The sequence below is a fragment of the Acinetobacter sp. M5A5_2a genome (genome assembly GCF_053345265.1).
Map to the genome: position 1 here is coordinate 121,280 of NZ_JBKEZV010000013.1, position 17,542 is coordinate 138,821.

Sequence of the window (17,542 nt, forward strand, 5' to 3'; positions counted from 1 at the left end):
ACACTTTATGTAAAAATATAATTTATATAGATTTACTATTGATTATATTATATTTACATCGTAGAGTTGTTTTCCATGAAATAAAGCGATTTAACCTTTAAGAAAATGTTAATAGTTTAAATTTATTTCAAACAATTTCTTAACAAATTAACCATTTGAAATTTATAAATTTCAGCTTTTAACAAAAGTAACTTTATGCTTTTAAAGCATTTATTATGAAAATTTATTTATTTTAAAATATGATAATATTTAATATGAATGATATTTTTTGGAAGTCCTCAATAGGCTCAGCAACAGGTGATATTTATATTCCGAAAGGAATTGGACCCTTCCCAACTATTATTATTTTTGATACGGGGTTAATAAAAAGTACCAGAACTTATGCCACCTTCTATGCAGAGAAAATGAAAGAAATAGGTTTTTTTACCTTTCTAGTGACATTAAACTTAAATAAAACAAACAAGTATGGAAAAAATGAAATTGGCTCAGCTATAGAATATATTTCAAAACGAGAAGAAGTAAATAGCAATAAAATCTACTTAATAAAAATTGAAAAAAACAAAATAATAGATTCCAATATAAAATTATACAAAAATTATTTTCAGGCTATTGCTTCAATTAATTATTTTACTTTAAACAACTAAATCTTTAAATAAAAATTATTTGAATGAATTATAATGAGACCAAGCTAGTAAGGCTTAGTCTCCTTTTATCTGTTTAATTATCAAAAACCATGACTAACAGATGATTTAGAAACATAAATTGAATTTTTTGGGTTTGCATCTTCTACCCAGCATGACTTAGAAACATTAATCTCTTCACCACTTACTAAAATAATTTTCGTCTGTTTCAGATCACTAGTAACATTACTGGCAGCATAATAATGATGTTTATCACAAATCACTGTCTTTTTATGATTAGTTGCATATTGAGAGGCTTTATCTTCTGTAACCTCTCCTGTACCAAAGCTAGGATGGTTTGATTTTTCTGATATTAAATACAATTTATGACTAGCAATTGTATTAATCGAAGGTGGTGAATAAACTGATTGATGACCATATGGTTGATTCACACAACCCGTCAAGATTAGTGTTAATGAAAATACGATTTGAAATAGAAGTAAATTCTTCATTAATTTTAATCCTCATGTTAAATATATAATCATCCATTTTATAAAATCCATCTTAAATTAAAATTTATAGAATTAGGATTATTAATAATAGAGATATTACTACAATAGGTTTAGGTTAAATTCAACTATATGCTCATAAATTATAATAAAAGAAACCAATATAATTTCAAATTCTTTATTAATTAAGAAGAGTCCACATCCTAAAAGGCTGTGGACTTAGTGAATTTCACTCAAACCTGAAATACGAGGATAGTTGTATAATAAACATCCTCAAAATTATATTCACATGAGAACCTATCAGTATCAATTAAGAATTAATTAAGTTCAAAATAAATTTCAATGGCACAAAAATTATCCTTATTTTACATACAATAAGCTTACTCATAACTTAAAAAATGTTTTAAAATTATGTTTTAAATACTTAAATTTCAAACATTATAAAAAATTTGAAAGATAGAATGCTCTCACAATTTATTGTCCATAATTTATAGTTTTTAGAACTATACTCCTGCTCATCCCAACTCTCATTTCGTTTATAAAACTTATATTTAGCTAATAAACAATTAAATAGATGATTTTATAGATTTAAAGTAAGCTAATATTTTAGTATTCGTGTAAAAGTGATTCCTATTAGTGATGGCCATAGTACTTTTTTATTGTTCTATGCAAATAAAAAGTACGCTTATAAATTTCCTGCTTGGTCAAGAATATTTAAGGTTGGCAATCCCCTTGCACACATCCCCGCGATCTTGGTAGCTTTCTCAGCCACATCATGATGAGATCCGTCAATTGCTTGTAAATTTATGATATTTGACGCCCAAGATAATTGAATCAACTTGTCATGAAGTACCTTTTGAGAAATCCAAGGTACAATACTGTCATTTAAATCCCCTACTACAAATACTCTATTCGCTGGGTGCTTGGGTGTAAGTGCTGTTATTGCATCTACAGTTTCAAATAGTCTTGGATCAGGCGTCTTCCCCAATGCTTCAGCCAATATTTTTGGTGATGAAGGGGCTGAATTTGGGATAGCACATAATATATCAGTCCTTTTTGACAATAAGGCAGATACAATATGACCACCACCACTATGCCCAACTAACACATAATTAAGGATTTGATGTCTTTGTTTAATTTTATTTAATGCTTCAGACATTAATAAAGATTCTAATGGCTTTCTAGCACCATTATGTACACCAGACGATCCATAAATCCCTGGACGAGCTACAAAAATATATGGAAAATTATATAACTCTGTTGACTTAATGACTGCATCATTAACTTTGTCCTGTGGTTTTTTGTCAGTATATGATGCAAGTGCTTTCCCTCCTACAATTGCTACATCACCAGAAAAATATGCAATTGCTCTATTATTGGTTTGATTTTCGAGTAATCCGGCAGAATAATATCGTATGCATTCTTTATATGAGTAACCATTTAAATTTACTTCAACCCAAACTGTTCTTCCGATTCCCAAATTATCCAATTGTGTACATTGTGCTTGAGTCGAAGTAACAACTTTATACGCATCATCTCCGATAAAATTTCCATTTGTTAAATCAATACTAACTGTTTTAGCAAAACTATGATTAGCAGCTAACAACATCAATAAAGAAATTATTTTTTTCATAATTAACCTTTTTTAATTCAGGTAAACTTTAGATAATTAAATTAACAACCAAGATTAGTTAACACAACAACAAAAAAATAAAAATATTAAAAACCATATAATCCATTTATTTTTATCAAAAAAATTGAGCTAGATTACATTAAAATTAAAAACATAAATTATGTTTTAAATCATACGTAAATTAAAACATATGAATTAAATTTCGAATAATTTTAAACACAACTCAAGCCTTAAAATCACTTCTAGTACCACAAAAAAACAAATACAATAACAAACAGAATTAAATATCACTCTATTATTTTTTAAAAAGGGATTAAAACAATTTAATTGTTTTCTAGCCAAGATTAACTTAATTAGGTCGTAATATGCTACATCAATTGAAATATTTAGATTTAAGTAATTTAAAGAATCAGATCAGTGAATGGATATCACTATATGATCAGACTGACTCTGATAAAAAAATAGTCTTTATCTCATATGGTTGCCTAGATCAACGTTGTAAAGTTTTTTCAATTTCTAGTTCTGACATACAAAAATTGCAAAAAAAAATAAATAACTTTTTAGAAAAAATTTTTCTTAAAGATAAACGTTATCTAGCCTATATAAAACTTGATATTGCAACTCAAATAGAAAAAAAAAGTTGGACCGATGTTACCAATGATATATCTAATCAAAAGCATAATAATCATTTTAGGAAAGGTATTAGTTTTGATAAAGATTTAAATATATGTTTTTTAGAGCAAGAAATTTATGGGAATGCAATCATACGAGGAATTTCATATGATCAAAAAAATTTCATTGACCAGAATAATTTAAATAATGCAATCAAGAAAAAATATCCTTCTATTCAAAAAGAATTAGAAATTAGTAAAATTAATGATGTATGGCTTTTTGAAACTGAAAGTGTATTTTACGAAAATGGTAAATTCATTAAACTTCAAAGTGGTGGTTGTGAAAATGGGGTTAGATTCATTGATAAAAATGATAAATCTCATATTAAAGAAATAATTAATAAAAATGCTAATTTTCTATCCAATCAACTTTTAGAAGATGGGAAATTTATCTACGGCTATTTTCCAGCATTTGATAATGAAATTAAAAGCTACAATACAATAAGGCATTGCACTTCAATTTATTCTCTTTTAGAAACTTTTGAGATTGAAGAGAATAATCAATATTGGCCTAAAATTCACTTGGCTATTGAGTATAGCATCAAAAATTTTTATAAGTTAATCGATGAAGATACTGCTCATATGATTGATGGAAATGATAATAATTATGAGATCAAGCTTGGTGCGAATGCAGCTGCTATTTTAATGTTAACAAAATATCAGGAAATTACTAAAAATAAAAAATATCTAGAATATGCAGAAAAAATAGCAAATGGAATCATTCAAATGATTGATAAATCAGGACAAACAGTGCATATCTTAGAGTACCCATCTTTATCTATTAAAGAAAAATTTAGAATTGTTTATTATGATGGCGAAGCTGCACTAGCGCTACTAAGGCTATATCAATTAAATAATAATAAGCTTCTTTTAGATACTGTTAAATTAATGTTTGATAACTTTATATCTAATTCATATGAAAAATATCATGATCATTGGCTAAGTTATTGTACCAATGAATTAACAATGTTATGCCCAGAATTTAAATACTATCAATTTGGTATAAATAACTACTTAAAGCATATGGATTTTATTAAAAATCGAAAAACAGCATACGCAACTTTTCTTGAAATGATGATGTCTGCTTATAAAATGGTGAGTCGCCTAAGTGAGCAAGGTCATGAAAAATTATTTAACTCTTCTAGATTTGAAGATTTAAAATCTCTTATAAAATTACGTGCCGAATTTCAACGTACAGGTTTTTTCTATCCAGAAGTAGCTATGTATATGAAAAATCCCAAGTCTATATTAAATTCTTTCTATGTAAGGCATGACCGTTTTCGTACTCGTATTGACGATCAAGAACATAACTTATCAGGCTATATTGCGTACTATTTGTATTTCAAAGATTAGCTTGGAATTTCTAATTCTAGAATCAAAAATATCAAAACTTTTTAATAGAGTAATTAAAGGTATCTTTATGAATGAAGAAATATTTACTTTATCAAATGAAACAATAAGTGTTGAATTTTTTAAAATTGAAGAAAATCTTAAAAAGCTCAATATAAATATGTTTTTCCTAAAAAAAAATCCACATCGGCTTATTACATTAAATAATGATTTGAAACTTGAAGGACATAATAATTTTTATAATAGTGTTTTAAGCCTTTGTACAATCGGTGCTTTCTCATACTCATCATCAAATCTTGGTTATGGTGTTTCTATTGGCCGCTATTGTAGCTTAGCTAGTAATATTAAAATTATGGGTGCTCATCACTTCACCGATTGGGTTTCTACTTCTCCTCACTTTTATACTGAAGATTATCATAATACTGACCCAGGATCAGTTACACATAATTTTAGAAGCCGACGTAATGTCACCATTGGAAATGATGTGTGGATTGGATCAGATGTTATTTTAAAAAATAATATTACTATTGGTGATGGTGCAATAATCGCTTCTAACAGTGTAATTACAAAGAATGTTGAACCATATACTATCGTTGGTGGTAACCCTGCTAGACTCATTCGTAAAAGATTTGATAATACAGTTATTAATGAATTAATAAACTTAAAATGGTGGAAATTTCACAAAAAAGATTTAAAAGGCTTAAACTTCATGGAACCATTTGATTTTATTGATCAATTTAAAAATAAAATTTATGCAGGAGGTTTAAATGAATACCATCCACCAATCCTTACAAAAAGTGATTTGCTTAAATCATCTTCAAGCAAATAAATCTTTTATATTATATAGCTTATAAATAGTTGTTTATTATGAAAACTCAATATTTTTTTCTATTTCCCAAAATTGACCAAAAGAAAAATGGATTGGTTTTTGCTCTTTTAAAACGTGCAAAAATACTAAATGAACAATTAGGTATTAGTCCCACCATTATTACTACTGATTATGATCACTCCCTTGCAGAAAATTATTGGAGTCTTATTACTACAAATTTAGCTCCTACTTCTATTGGCTATCTCAATCTATATGGTGATTTTCAAGGAACTCATCTAAAACTGGCTAATAAAAAAATTCATAATCCTATGGTAGAAATGTTTAACAGTAACATTTTAAAAACTATAATTCCTTTCACCTACAATCAACGGTTTCATGATAAAAATAATAAAAACTATTTGTACGAAATACGGCAAGATGACTCTCCTACTTTAAGTTATGTGAACACTTTCAAAAAGGGAGTAAAAACAGGACGAATTATTTATGACTCTTATGGTTATCTTAGTTGTATTCAAGTCATCAACCCAGAAAATCAAATGATAATAACTGAAACTTATTATCATACAGAAGGTTATCCAGTTATTATAAAAAACTATCAACTCAACGAAAAGAATAAAAATATTGTTTCAAATATTTTTTTATTTAATAAACAAGGTGTTATTAATGAGGTTTTTGATACTGAGTCTCAACTCATTCAATACTGGTTCCTAAAAATCTCTCAACTTTATAAAAATGATCTAATGTATATTCTTATCGATCGTGCAATTCATTTCTATGAACCACTTAGAGAGATAAAACAAGAAAATATGCGTTTTATTGGTACAATTCATGCCACCCATTTAAATGGTCCTGATATTCAAAACTCTACAATTAATCGTCATTATCGTAGTTACTTTAAATATAGTAATGAATTAGATGCACTAGTAATTTTAACTGAACGCCAAAAACAACATATTCAACAGCGCTTTGGAATGGAAGGGAAACTATTTGTTATTCCGCATATATATGAAAAAACTGTCGATCATGTCAATTTTTCAAACAGAGATCCAATGTTTTGCTTAACTATTGCCAGATATGATAAAGCGAAAAATTTAGATAGCTTAATTAGGGTTTTCAAAAAAGTTGTAGAAGTAATACCCAATGCTTATTTAAACATTTATGGTTTTGGAAGTGAGTATAACTTCTTACAAAGTCAAATTGATGAACATCAGTTAAATAACCATATTAAATTGATGGGCTATAATGAGAATACTGATGCTTTATATAATAAAGCAAGCTTATTCCTTTTTTCTAGCCGATCTGAAGGTTTCGGTATGGCAGTTTTAGAAGCCCTATGCCATGGTTGCCCTGTAGTGAGTTATGACATCGATTACGGACCATCAGATATGATTAATCATGATGAAAATGGTTATTTAATTACTTTTCAAGATGAAGAGTTATTTGCACAGAAAGTAATTTCTTTATTAAAAGATGAACACAAACGGCTTAAACTTAGTGAAAATGCATATGCATGTACTCAGCTCATTGATCAAAAACAATTTGCTCAAAAATGGCAATCACTTTTTCAGGCCATTCTGTAATGTTTTTTATGCATAAGAAGGGTTTGGTTTTATTATTTTCTACATTTTGCTTATCTACTTATATTCATGCAAAAACTGATTGTTATTCAAGTAGCCCTCCTGTTGTTACACAACTTGATAAAGTCTATTATGGTATGGATAATCTGCGTATTTTTTATACTATATCTGGTGATAATGCTTTAAAATTTCAATTGGATAAAAATCTAAATCATGTTCCAGACTATGTAGAAAATATTGCTATTCAAGCAAATACTATACGAAAAGCTTGGTCCGTTTTAGGCTACCAAGATCCTTTGAATAGTCCACGCTATAAAAATAACGTCCAATATATTGATATACAAATACAGAAGCTTAATGGACTCGGACTAGCTTATGATGAACCCCATCGACATACCAATAATCCATTAAAAAAAAACGCGTGTGCTCTAATTATTCTTATTAGCAATAATATTCCAAATTTAACCACTGATTCTTCATTAGTTGAACATGAATTATTTCATCTTTACACCTACGGTTATACGATGTTTAAGCAATCTTGGCTCACGGAAAGCTTGGCAGCCTGGTCAGAAGGGATCATCCGAAAAGATAAGCTTGGTACATATGGACAGAGAAATTTGCCGAAAAATGAAGAAGATTTTGACAAATATATCTTGCAAAGAACTTATAGGACATCTCAATTATGGAACCGTCTCACCACACTTATAGATACATCTGATGGAAAACTATTTTTACCCTCTTCTCTCATACAACAGAGATACACTGATGGACAACCGGTTTTTCAAGATCAATATTTAAAAGGAACCGTCTTTATGAAAAAGTTTCTTGAAAATCTTGGAAAACAAGATCAACACATTTCTATTTTAAATAATTGGAATTTATATCACTGGAAAGAAATTGATCAAAATTCAGCTCATTTCAACCAACAAATTTTAGATACTTTATTGATAACTCTAGAAAAAACGAACGAAAGCAATATAGAGAAAAATAAATTTCAAAGTCTCTTAAAAAAAGTTATTAAAAATAAAAAATCTAGTTAATTTTACTTTCAAAAATATTAAATAAGCCATTTACTGCGACTAATGCTTTTAAAAACTATTTTTAAATAAAAAAAGAGAAGGCACTTATGCCTTCTCTTCTATTTACAGATTTCTATCAGCAATAATCAATTAAAATAACAACTGATTATTATTCAATAACTCATCCAGTGTTGTATCTGTATTTTTCAATACAATGAGATCGGTTGAGTTATAGGTATTACCAGTGCCATCACGGTCAATACTAATTAAAGTATTACCCGCACCATCAGAAGTAACAGACACATAATTAGAGATATTGCCTGCATTAGCACCATTTAACAATGAACTAATATCAACTTTATCACCTTGAGCCAAATTGAAGTCAGCCCACTCATCTGTACCATTACCACCCGTTGCATCAGCAGCGTTCAGTAAGTTATAGACAACTGTATCTGCACCAGCTCCAGTGCTAATAATGTCATGGCTAGCAGTACTGATGGTCTCACTACCAATATTCACGGTTAATGTTGCAGGTGTACTTTCATCGCCTGTTGCAGCAACCAATTTATAGTTCAATGTAGCGACATCACCAGAAGTCGCAGAACTATTTGCTGTGAACGTATATGTTCCATTTGCCGAAACAACGAAGGTACCATCTTCAACCGTGATTGTTTGACCATTCGCTTGTACATAAGTACCAGGTGAAGTTTCTACAAATACTTTTGTACTTGCACCACCTGTTACATCTACACCATTACCAGAATCATCTGTTAACAAGTTACCTGTAGCCGTTACTGTCGCACCATTACCAACGAATTGATCATAATGTGTGAAAGTAGCATTTACTGTAGTGTTGACAGTGGTTGTATTCGTTCCAGCAATCAGAGGAATATTAGATTCTGTGCTACCAAACACGACACGCCATTGGCTAGTAGTGTCTGATGCAGAAACTTGGTAAGAGCCGCTGATCAACACAGTACCGCCAGCATCACCTAAGATTGGTGATGAATGTACAACAGAAGCTGATGCTCCAGGTTGAGTTGTCCAAACACCATTCACAAGTTTTTGTACTTGATAACTGAAAGTATCACCATTAGCAGAGCTATTTAAGATACCACCTTGTGTAGTTACAGAGAAATTAATCGATGCAGCAGTATGTGCAGCGACATTAATCACATCACTCGTATCACTACCAGCAACCGAAGTAGCAGCACCAAATAACGGTTTCGTACTACTTGCAGCCATGCTACCCGTATCAACAGTTGTATTGGTTGATGGAACTAAAGTAATCGCAGCTGCTGCTGAATTATCAGTTGCCGTCAACTCTACTACACCATCTTGAGTTGGATCTTCTGGCCATGTGATATCAAGATCATTTGTATCAATGCGAATATTTAAAGTCGCTGTATCTTGATGTCCATCACTATCCTGAATCGTATAAGTGAAGCTATCTACTTTACCTAGACTATTTGGAACAGTGAAATCACGGATGTATTCATAATTACCATTTTTGTCAATGAACAACTCACCATATTCACCTTGAATACGAGTAAATGCTTCACTGTCTTGTGGTAACGCAGTTGTTACACCATCTTCATTAGCAACACTAATAACTGTTGCTGTTTCACCAGCATGAATAACGTCTGCTACATCTGTAGGATTTTCAGGATTGTTTGCAGTAATCACATTACCTTTTGCTACAACATCACCATAATCACTCAATACCTCGTTGGTAACAGAAATTGAAGCAATACCAATTCCTGTCACTTGTACGCCCTCACCAGGAGTTAACACAAGCGCATATTGTCCTTCAGGTAGATTAGTGATAGATGCTCCACCACCCATGACTCCTAAACCAATTCCAAGCATGGATCCAGCATTATCTATTTTGCTGTACGGTTCATATCCACCCGTATTCTCGTTATAGCGAAGAATATTAAGGTCATAAGAACCAATACCACCACCTATTAACACTCCACCAAAAGATACATCAAACGATGCAATTCCACCTTCAGGTACGGTAACTGTAATTGGTGTTTGACCTTTCAAGTCAATAATTGGACCAATCAATGATAATGATGGGAAGGTTACTAATGCACCGCCCGGAATATCAGGATGAGTTACTACAGGAGTAATCTCACTTAATACCGTAGCAATATCATCGATAGCATCAATGAAAACTGGAACTATAGATGTGACTGGTAATGAAGTATTACCTGCTGCATCTGTCGCTGTTGCTGTTACAACATCTCCAGTTACTAATGTACCAGGATTAGCTACAGACCAAGTACCATCACCTTCTGTAGTAGTAGTAATGGTACTACCATCTGGGAAGGTTACAGTTACTGTTGAACCTGGTTCTGCCGTACCTGTAATCGGATCAACATCATCCAATTCATCAATAGCAATTACTGGAGGTACAGTATCTACAACTTCTGTTGCCGGTGTAGATTCGTTACCTGCAACATCTGTCGCTGTTGCTGTTACAACATCACCATTATTCAAGCCTGGGTTCGGTACTGTCCAGCTTCCATCTGTACCCGCAACTACTGTTGCTGTGGTGCCATCAGGATAAGTTACTGTCACTATTGAACCTGGTTCTGCCGTACCTGTGATCGGATCCGTACCATTGATTGGATCAATCTCTGGTGCAGCCGGAGCCACTGCATCTACAACTTCTGTTGCCGGTGTCGATTCGTTACCTGCAGCGTCTGTCGCTGTTGCTGTTACAACATCGCCATCATTCAAGCCTGGGTTCGGTACTGTCCAGCTTCCATCTGTACCCGCAACTACTGTTGCTGTGGTGCCATCAGGATAAGTCACTGTCACTGTTGAACCTGGTTCTGCTGTACCTGTGATCGGATCCGTACCATTGATTGGATCAATCTCTGGTGCATCTGGTGCTGTTGTATCTGAATCGCTGTCGCTATCAGAGTCACTGTCGCTATCCGAATCACTGTCAGAGTCTGCGTCACCGTCAGAATCAGAGTCGCTGTCTGAATCAGAGTCACTATCAGAGTCCGAATCGCTGTCAGAATCAGAGTCGCTATCCGAATCCGAGTCGCTGTCCGAATCCGAGTCACTGTCAGAGTCAGAATCGCTGTCAGAATCCGAATCGCTGTCGCTATCCGAATCGCTGTCGCTATCCGAGTCACTGTCCGAATCCGAGTCGCTGTCAGAATCCGAGTCGCTGTCAGAATCCGAGTCACTGTCAGAGTCCGAATCGCTGTCAGAGTCCGAATCGCTGTCAGAATCAGAGTCGCTGTCAGAGTCAGAGTCGCTGTCAGAGTCTGAATCACTGTCAGAGTCCGAATCGCTGTCAGAATCCGAGTCACTGTCAGAGTCCGAATCGCTGTCCGAATCAGAGTCGCTGTCAGAGTCTGAATCGCTGTCCGAATCAGAGTCGCTGTCAGAATCCGAGTCACTGTCAGAATCAGAGTCGCTGTCAGAGTCAGAGTCGCTGTCGCTATCCGAGTCACTGTCAGAATCAGAGTCGCTGTCAGAGTCCGAGTCGCTGTCAGAGTCAGAATCAGAGTCGCTGTCAGAATCAGAGTCACTGTCAGAGTCCGAATCAGAGTCGCTGTCGCTATCCGAATCGCTGTCTGAATCAGAGTCGCTGTCAGAGTCCGAGTCACTGTCAGAATCAGAGTCGCTGTCAGAATCAGAGTCGCTGTCGCTATCCGAGTCACTGTCAGAGTCAGAATCGCTGTCCGAATCAGAGTCGCTGTCAGAATCAGAGTCACTGTCTGAATCAGAGTCGCTGTCAGAATCCGAGTCGCTGTCAGAGTCCGAGTCGCTGTCAGAATCCGAGTCGCTGTCGCTGTCAGAATCCGAGTCGCTGTCTGAATCAGAGTCACTGTCAGAATCCGAGTCGCTGTCAGAGTCAGAATCGCTGTCAGAATCCGAATCGCTGTCAGAATCCGAGTCGCTGTCAGAATCCGAGTCGCTGTCAGAATCAGAGTCGCTGTCGCTATCCGAGTCGCTGTCCGAATCAGAGTCGCTGTCGCTATCCGAGTCACTGTCAGAGTCAGAATCGCTGTCAGAATCAGAGTCGCTGTCAGAGTCCGAATCGCTGTCGCTGTCAGAGTCACTGTCAGAGTCCGAGTCGCTATCAGAATCCGAGTCGCTGTCAGAATCCGAGTCACTGTCAGAATCAGAGTCGCTGTCGCTGTCGCTGTCAGAGTCACTGTCAGAATCCGAATCGCTGTCAGAATCAGAGTCGCTGTCAGAATCCGAATCGCTGTCAGAATCCGAGTCACTGTCAGAGTCCGAATCGCTGTCAGAGTCCGAGTCACTGTCAGAGTCCGAGTCGCTGTCAGAGTCAGAATCACTGTCCGAATCAGAGTCGCTGTCAGAATCAGAGTCGCTGTCGCTATCCGAGTCGCTGTCCGAATCAGAGTCGCTGTCCGAATCAGAATCGCTGTCAGAATCCGAGTCACTGTCAGAATCCGAGTCACTGTCAGAATCCGAGTCGCTGTCAGAATCAGAGTCACTGTCAGAGTCCGAATCAGAGTCGCTGTCAGAGTCCGAATCACTGTCAGAATCCGAGTCGCTGTCCGAGTCGCTATCCGAATCGCTGTCAGAGTCAGAATCGCTGTCAGAGTCAGAGTCGCTGTCAGAATCAGAGTCACTGTCAGAGTCCGAGTCGCTGTCAGAGTCCGAGTCACTGTCAGAGTCCGAGTCGCTATCAGAGTCCGAGTCGCTGTCCGAATCAGAGTCGCTGTCCGAATCCGAGTCGCTGTCAGAGTCACTGTCCGAATCAGAGTCGCTGTCCGAATCAGAGTCGCTGTCAGAGTCCGAGTCGCTGTCAGAATCCGAGTCGCTGTCAGAATCAGAGTCGCTGTCAGAATCCGAGTCACTGTCAGAGTCCGAGTCACTGTCAGAATCAGAGTCGCTGTCAGAGTCTGAGTCACTGTCAGAGTCTGAATCGCTGTCAGAATCAGAGTCACTGTCAGAGTCACTGTCCGAATCCGAGTCAGAGTCGCTGTCAGAATCCGAGTCAGAGTCGCTGTCAGAATCAGAGTCGCTATCAGAGTCCGAGTCGCTATCAGAGTCAGAATCGCTGTCAGAGTCAGAGTCGCTGTCCGAATCAGAGTCGCTGTCAGAGTCAGAATCGCTGTCAGAGTCAGAGTCGCTGTCAGAATCAGAGTCGCTGTCAGAGTCTGAGTCACTGTCAGAGTCTGAATCGCTGTCAGAATCCGAGTCACTGTCAGAGTCACTGTCCGAATCCGAGTCAGAGTCGCTGTCAGAGTCGCTGTCCGAATCAGAGTCGCTGTCAGAGTCGCTATCCGAATCGCTGTCAGAGTCCGAGTCGCTATCAGAGTCGCTGTCCGAATCAGAGTCGCTGTCAGAGTCGCTATCCGAATCGCTGTCAGAGTCAGAATCGCTGTCGCTATCAGAGTCCGAGTCGCTGTCAGAATCAGAGTCACTGTCCGAATCCGAGTCAGAGTCGCTGTCAGAATCCGAATCGCTGTCCGAATCAGAGTCGCTGTCAGAATCCGAGTCGCTGTCCGAATCAGAGTCGCTGTCGCTATCCGAATCAGAGTCCGAGTCGCTGTCAGAGTCCGAGTCACTGTCAGAGTCCGAGTCACTGTCAGAGTCCGAGTCAGAATCGCTGTCGCTATCCGAGTCGCTGTCAGAATCCGAGTCACTGTCAGAGTCACTGTCGCTGTCAGAATCAGAGTCGCTGTCAGAGTCCGAGTCGCTGTCAGAGTCAGAGTCGCTGTCAGAGTCTGAATCGCTGTCCGAATCAGAGTCACTGTCCGAATCAGAGTCACTGTCCGAGTCACTGTCAGAATCAGAGTCAGAGTCGCTGTCAGAATCAGAGTCGCTGTCAGAATCGCTGTCGCTGTCAGAGTCCGAGTCGCTGTCAGAATCAGAGTCGCTGTCAGAATCAGAGTCGCTGTCCGAATCAGAGTCAGAGTCGCTGTCAGAGTCCGAGTCGCTGTCGCTATCTGAGTCACTGTCCGAATCCGAATCGCTGTCAGAGTCCGAGTCACTGTCAGAATCCGAGTCAGAATCGCTGTCAGAGTCAGAGTCGCTGTCAGAGTCCGAGTCGCTGTCAGAGTCCGAGTCGCTGTCAGAATCCGAGTCGCTGTCAGAGTCGCTATCCGAATCGCTGTCAGAATCCGAGTCACTGTCAGAATCCGAGTCGCTGTCAGAGTCGCTATCCGAATCGCTGTCAGAATCCGAGTCGCTGTCAGAGTCGCTATCCGAATCGCTGTCAGAGTCAGAATCGCTGTCCGAATCAGAGTCGCTGTCAGAATCGCTGTCGCTGTCCGAATCCGAGTCGCTGTCAGAGTCCGAGTCACTGTCAGAATCAGAGTCACTGTCCGAATCAGAGTCGCTGTCCGAATCAGAGTCAGAGTCGCTGTCCGAATCAGAGTCGCTATCAGAGTCCGAGTCGCTATCAGAGTCCGAGTCGCTGTCCGAATCAGAGTCGCTGTCAGAGTCCGAGTCGCTGTCAGAGTCCGAGTCGCTGTCAGAGTCCGAGTCGCTGTCAGAATCAGAGTCAGAATCGCTGTCAGAATCAGAGTCACTGTCAGAATCAGAGTCGCTGTCAGAGTCCGAGTCACTGTCAGAGTCAGAATCGCTGTCAGAGTCTGAATCCGAGTCGCTATCAGAGTCAGAATCGCTGTCCGAGTCAGAGTCGCTGTCCGAATCAGAGTCACTGTCAGAATCCGAGTCGCTGTCAGAATCAGAGTCACTGTCAGAGTCAGAGTCGCTGTCCGAATCAGAGTCGCTGTCAGAGTCCGAGTCACTATCAGAGTCCGAGTCACTGTCAGAATCCGAGTCGCTGTCCGAATCCGAGTCGCTGTCAGAGTCAGAGTCGCTGTCAGAGTCCGAGTCACTGTCAGAGTCCGAGTCACTGTCAGAGTCCGAGTCACTGTCAGAGTCCGAGTCGCTGTCAGAGTCAGAGTCGCTGTCAGAATCAGAGTCGCTGTCGCTATCCGAGTCAGAATCGCTGTCAGAATCAGAGTCGCTGTCAGAGTCCGAATCGCTGTCAGAGTCAGAGTCGCTGTCAGAGTCAGAATCGCTGTCAGAGTCTGAGTCACTGTCAGAGTCCGAGTCGCTGTCAGAATCCGAGTCACTGTCCGAATCAGAGTCGCTGTCCGAATCCGAGTCGCTGTCAGAGTCCGAATCGCTGTCAGAATCAGAGTCGCTGTCAGAATCAGAGTCGCTGTCAGAATCAGAGTCGCTGTCAGAATCCGAGTCACTGTCAGAGTCAGAATCGCTGTCAGAGTCAGAATCGCTGTCAGAGTCAGAATCGCTGTCAGAGTCAGAATCGCTGTCCGAATCCGAGTCACTGTCAGAGTCGCTGTCCGAATCCGAGTCACTGTCCGAATCAGAGTCGCTGTCAGAGTCAGAATCGCTGTCAGAGTCAGAATCGCTGTCAGAGTCCGAATCGCTGTCAGAGTCCGAATCGCTGTCGCTATCCGAGTCGCTGTCCGAATCAGAGTCAGAGTCGCTGTCAGAGTCAGAATCGCTGTCAGAGTCCGAGTCACTGTCAGAGTCCGAGTCCGAATCGCTGTCAGAGTCCGAGTCACTGTCAGAGTCCGAGTCACTGTCAGAGTCCGAGTCACTGTCAGAATCCGAGTCACTGTCAGAGTCCGAGTCACTGTCAGAGTCCGAGTCACTGTCAGAGTCCGAGTCACTGTCAGAGTCCGAGTCAGAGTCCGAGTCACTGTCCGAATCAGAGTCGCTGTCAGAGTCCGAGTCGCTATCCGAATCGCTGTCGCTATCCGAATCGCTGTCAGAGTCCGAGTCGCTGTCAGAATCCGAGTCGCTGTCAGAGTCCGAATCACTGTCCGAATCAGAGTCGCTGTCAGAATCCGAGTCGCTGTCAGAATCCGAGTCACTGTCCGAATCCGAGTCGCTGTCAGAGTCAGAGTCAGAGTCGCTGTCAGAGTCTGAATCGCTGTCGCTATCCGAGTCGCTGTCAGAGTCCGAGTCGCTGTCAGAGTCACTGTCCGAATCCGAGTCGCTGTCCGAATCAGAGTCAGAATCGCTGTCAGAATCAGAGTCACTGTCAGAATCAGAGTCGCTGTCAGAGTCCGAGTCACTGTCAGAGTCCGAGTCACTGTCAGAGTCAGAATCGCTGTCAGAGTCTGAATCCGAGTCGCTATCAGAGTCTGAATCGCTGTCCGAGTCAGAGTCGCTGTCCGAGTCAGAGTCGCTGTCAGAATCAGAGTCACTGTCAGAGTCAGAATCGCTGTCAGAATCAGAGTCAGAATCGCTGTCAGAGTCGTTATTTAAATTATTATTTTTATCGCTGTCATGTGCCCACCACAGAATTCCTGCTGCGGTTAGCGGTACAGATAACCATGCCCATGGAGATGCAGCTCCATCATGGTAAAGCAGCGGTTCTATACTATCGATATAACTATAAGTGATATGATCTAATAATACCCCATTACTGTCAGTAAACTGTACCCACAATAACTTATGATTATTATCTTCAAAAACCAAACTATTATCGGTTGAATAATTACTACCGTTAAAGAAATCAATTATTACTATTTGTTCACCATTTTTTAAAGTAATAATTGCATTTCTACCGTCCTGTCTAATTTCAGAAACATCATCTTTATTTACTTTTATTAAAATAACTGATGCTTCGGAAAGAGAGACTGTATCCTTAGTCGTAGTTTCTAAGGTTTCATGACTCTCCTTAGAAACTACCCTTATCTCAGACATATTTATTCCCCTTCGTAGGATTATTTAATTAAACCAATCCAATTTAGAGCTCTTAAATTTTATTAAATAAGAAGAGCCCAAATTAAGGAATAAATTAGATAAAACAAAGGTCAACCTCAACGCACAAAGTAATTGTAAACATGAATTGCATCACAAAAAATTCAGCAACAACTAGTTTATTTATTAATCAAATAAAACTCAAAAATAATAAATATTGTTTTTCAAAAACTTACTAACAAATAATACTTAAAATATGCTTTTAATATTTTTATGTTTTAAAACACAACCAATAAAAACCACACATTTAAAACAAAATCTTATCTTTATTAATATCTATATAGCTTTTAAATATTTAAAAGCTATATAGATATACATTTATTATCTTTCTCGTAACGCTTCTTTGGCTTTATTGAATGGTTTAAGTAAGTAATCCAGTACCGTCTTTTCACCTGTACGAATATCTACCGTTGCCACCATACCTGGTGTAATACTGTATGCCTTACCCTCTTTATTATAAAGTTTGTCTGAATCGGTTCGGATATAAACACGATAATAGAATTGATCTTGTTTAACTTCATCACGAATTGTGTCTGGGGAAATAACCGTAACCTTACCTTTTAACCCCCCATAAATTGAG

Annotated in this window: 6 protein-coding genes and 4 pseudogenes; 5 read left to right on the forward strand and 5 right to left on the reverse strand. The window is 38.1% G+C overall.

The annotated features are described in order from the left end of the window. Nucleotides 1-254 precede the first annotated feature (254 nt). A complete protein-coding gene (locus ACLBWE_RS17205) occupies nucleotides 255-644 on the forward strand; it encodes a hypothetical protein (RefSeq protein ID WP_447604075.1) in 390 nt (129 codons plus the stop codon). Between the two features lie 80 nt (nucleotides 645-724). Here the strand turns inward: ACLBWE_RS17205 and ACLBWE_RS17210 are convergent, their stop codons facing one another. Both ACLBWE_RS17210 and ACLBWE_RS17215 read right to left on the reverse strand, forming a co-directional pair. Next, the gene (locus tag ACLBWE_RS17210; RefSeq protein WP_045436472.1) at nucleotides 725-1,132 is read right to left on the reverse strand and encodes a hypothetical protein; all 408 of its coding nucleotides are present in this window, start codon (nucleotides 1,130-1,132) and stop codon (nucleotides 725-727) included. Between the two features lie 630 nt (nucleotides 1,133-1,762). Further along, a pseudogene (locus tag ACLBWE_RS17215) lies at nucleotides 1,763-2,399 on the reverse strand (hypothetical protein). Nucleotides 2,400-3,127: 728 nt separating this feature from the next. On the opposite strand from ACLBWE_RS17215, the gene ACLBWE_RS17220 reads away from it, so the two are divergent. The 4 genes from ACLBWE_RS17220 to ACLBWE_RS17235 all read left to right on the forward strand — a co-directional run bounded on the left by ACLBWE_RS17220 (nucleotide 3,128) and on the right by ACLBWE_RS17235 (nucleotide 8,229). Further along, nucleotides 3,128-4,786 (forward strand): poly alpha-glucosyltransferase, encoded by a 1,659-nt coding sequence (locus ACLBWE_RS17220; RefSeq protein ID WP_447604076.1) that lies wholly within the window; start codon nucleotides 3,128-3,130, stop codon nucleotides 4,784-4,786. A gap of 67 nt (nucleotides 4,787-4,853) precedes the next feature. Further along, nucleotides 4,854-5,612, forward strand: a complete 759-nt coding sequence (locus ACLBWE_RS17225; RefSeq protein ID WP_447604077.1) for a CatB-related O-acetyltransferase — start codon at nucleotides 4,854-4,856, stop codon at nucleotides 5,610-5,612. A 38-nt stretch (nucleotides 5,613-5,650) separates the two neighbouring features. Then, a complete protein-coding gene (locus ACLBWE_RS17230) occupies nucleotides 5,651-7,192 on the forward strand; it encodes a glycosyltransferase (protein WP_447604078.1) in 1,542 nt (513 codons plus the stop codon). Continuing rightward, a complete protein-coding gene (locus tag ACLBWE_RS17235) occupies nucleotides 7,192-8,229 on the forward strand; it encodes a peptidase MA family protein (RefSeq protein WP_447604080.1) in 1,038 nt (345 codons plus the stop codon). The genes ACLBWE_RS17230 and ACLBWE_RS17235 overlap by 1 nt, the downstream gene beginning before the upstream one ends. 129 nt (nucleotides 8,230-8,358) lie before the next feature. Here the strand turns inward: ACLBWE_RS17235 and ACLBWE_RS17240 are convergent. From ACLBWE_RS17240 to ACLBWE_RS17250, 3 pseudogenes are all read right to left on the reverse strand, one after another. Beyond that, nucleotides 8,359-11,121, reverse strand: a pseudogene (locus tag ACLBWE_RS17240) (ABSDF2314 family large adhesin); the annotation flags it as partial. Between the two features lie 4,824 nt (nucleotides 11,122-15,945). Further along, nucleotides 15,946-16,905, reverse strand: a pseudogene (locus tag ACLBWE_RS17245) (BapA/Bap/LapF family prefix-like domain-containing protein); the annotation flags it as partial. Nucleotides 16,906-17,283: 378 nt separating this feature from the next. Continuing rightward, nucleotides 17,284-17,542, reverse strand: a pseudogene (locus ACLBWE_RS17250) (secretion protein HlyD); the annotation flags it as partial.

Coding starts and splice junctions, on each gene's coding strand:
- ACLBWE_RS17205 (WP_447604075.1), top strand. CDS start 255: ATGAATGATATTTTTTGGAAGTCCTCAATAGGCTCAGCAACAGGTGAT.
- ACLBWE_RS17210 (WP_045436472.1), bottom strand. CDS start 1,132: ATGAAGAATTTACTTCTATTTCAAATCGTATTTTCATTAACACTAATC.
- ACLBWE_RS17220 (WP_447604076.1), top strand. CDS start 3,128: ATGCTACATCAATTGAAATATTTAGATTTAAGTAATTTAAAGAATCAG.
- ACLBWE_RS17225 (WP_447604077.1), top strand. CDS start 4,854: ATGAATGAAGAAATATTTACTTTATCAAATGAAACAATAAGTGTTGAA.
- ACLBWE_RS17230 (WP_447604078.1), top strand. CDS start 5,651: ATGAAAACTCAATATTTTTTTCTATTTCCCAAAATTGACCAAAAGAAA.
- ACLBWE_RS17235 (WP_447604080.1), top strand. CDS start 7,192: ATGTTTTTTATGCATAAGAAGGGTTTGGTTTTATTATTTTCTACATTT.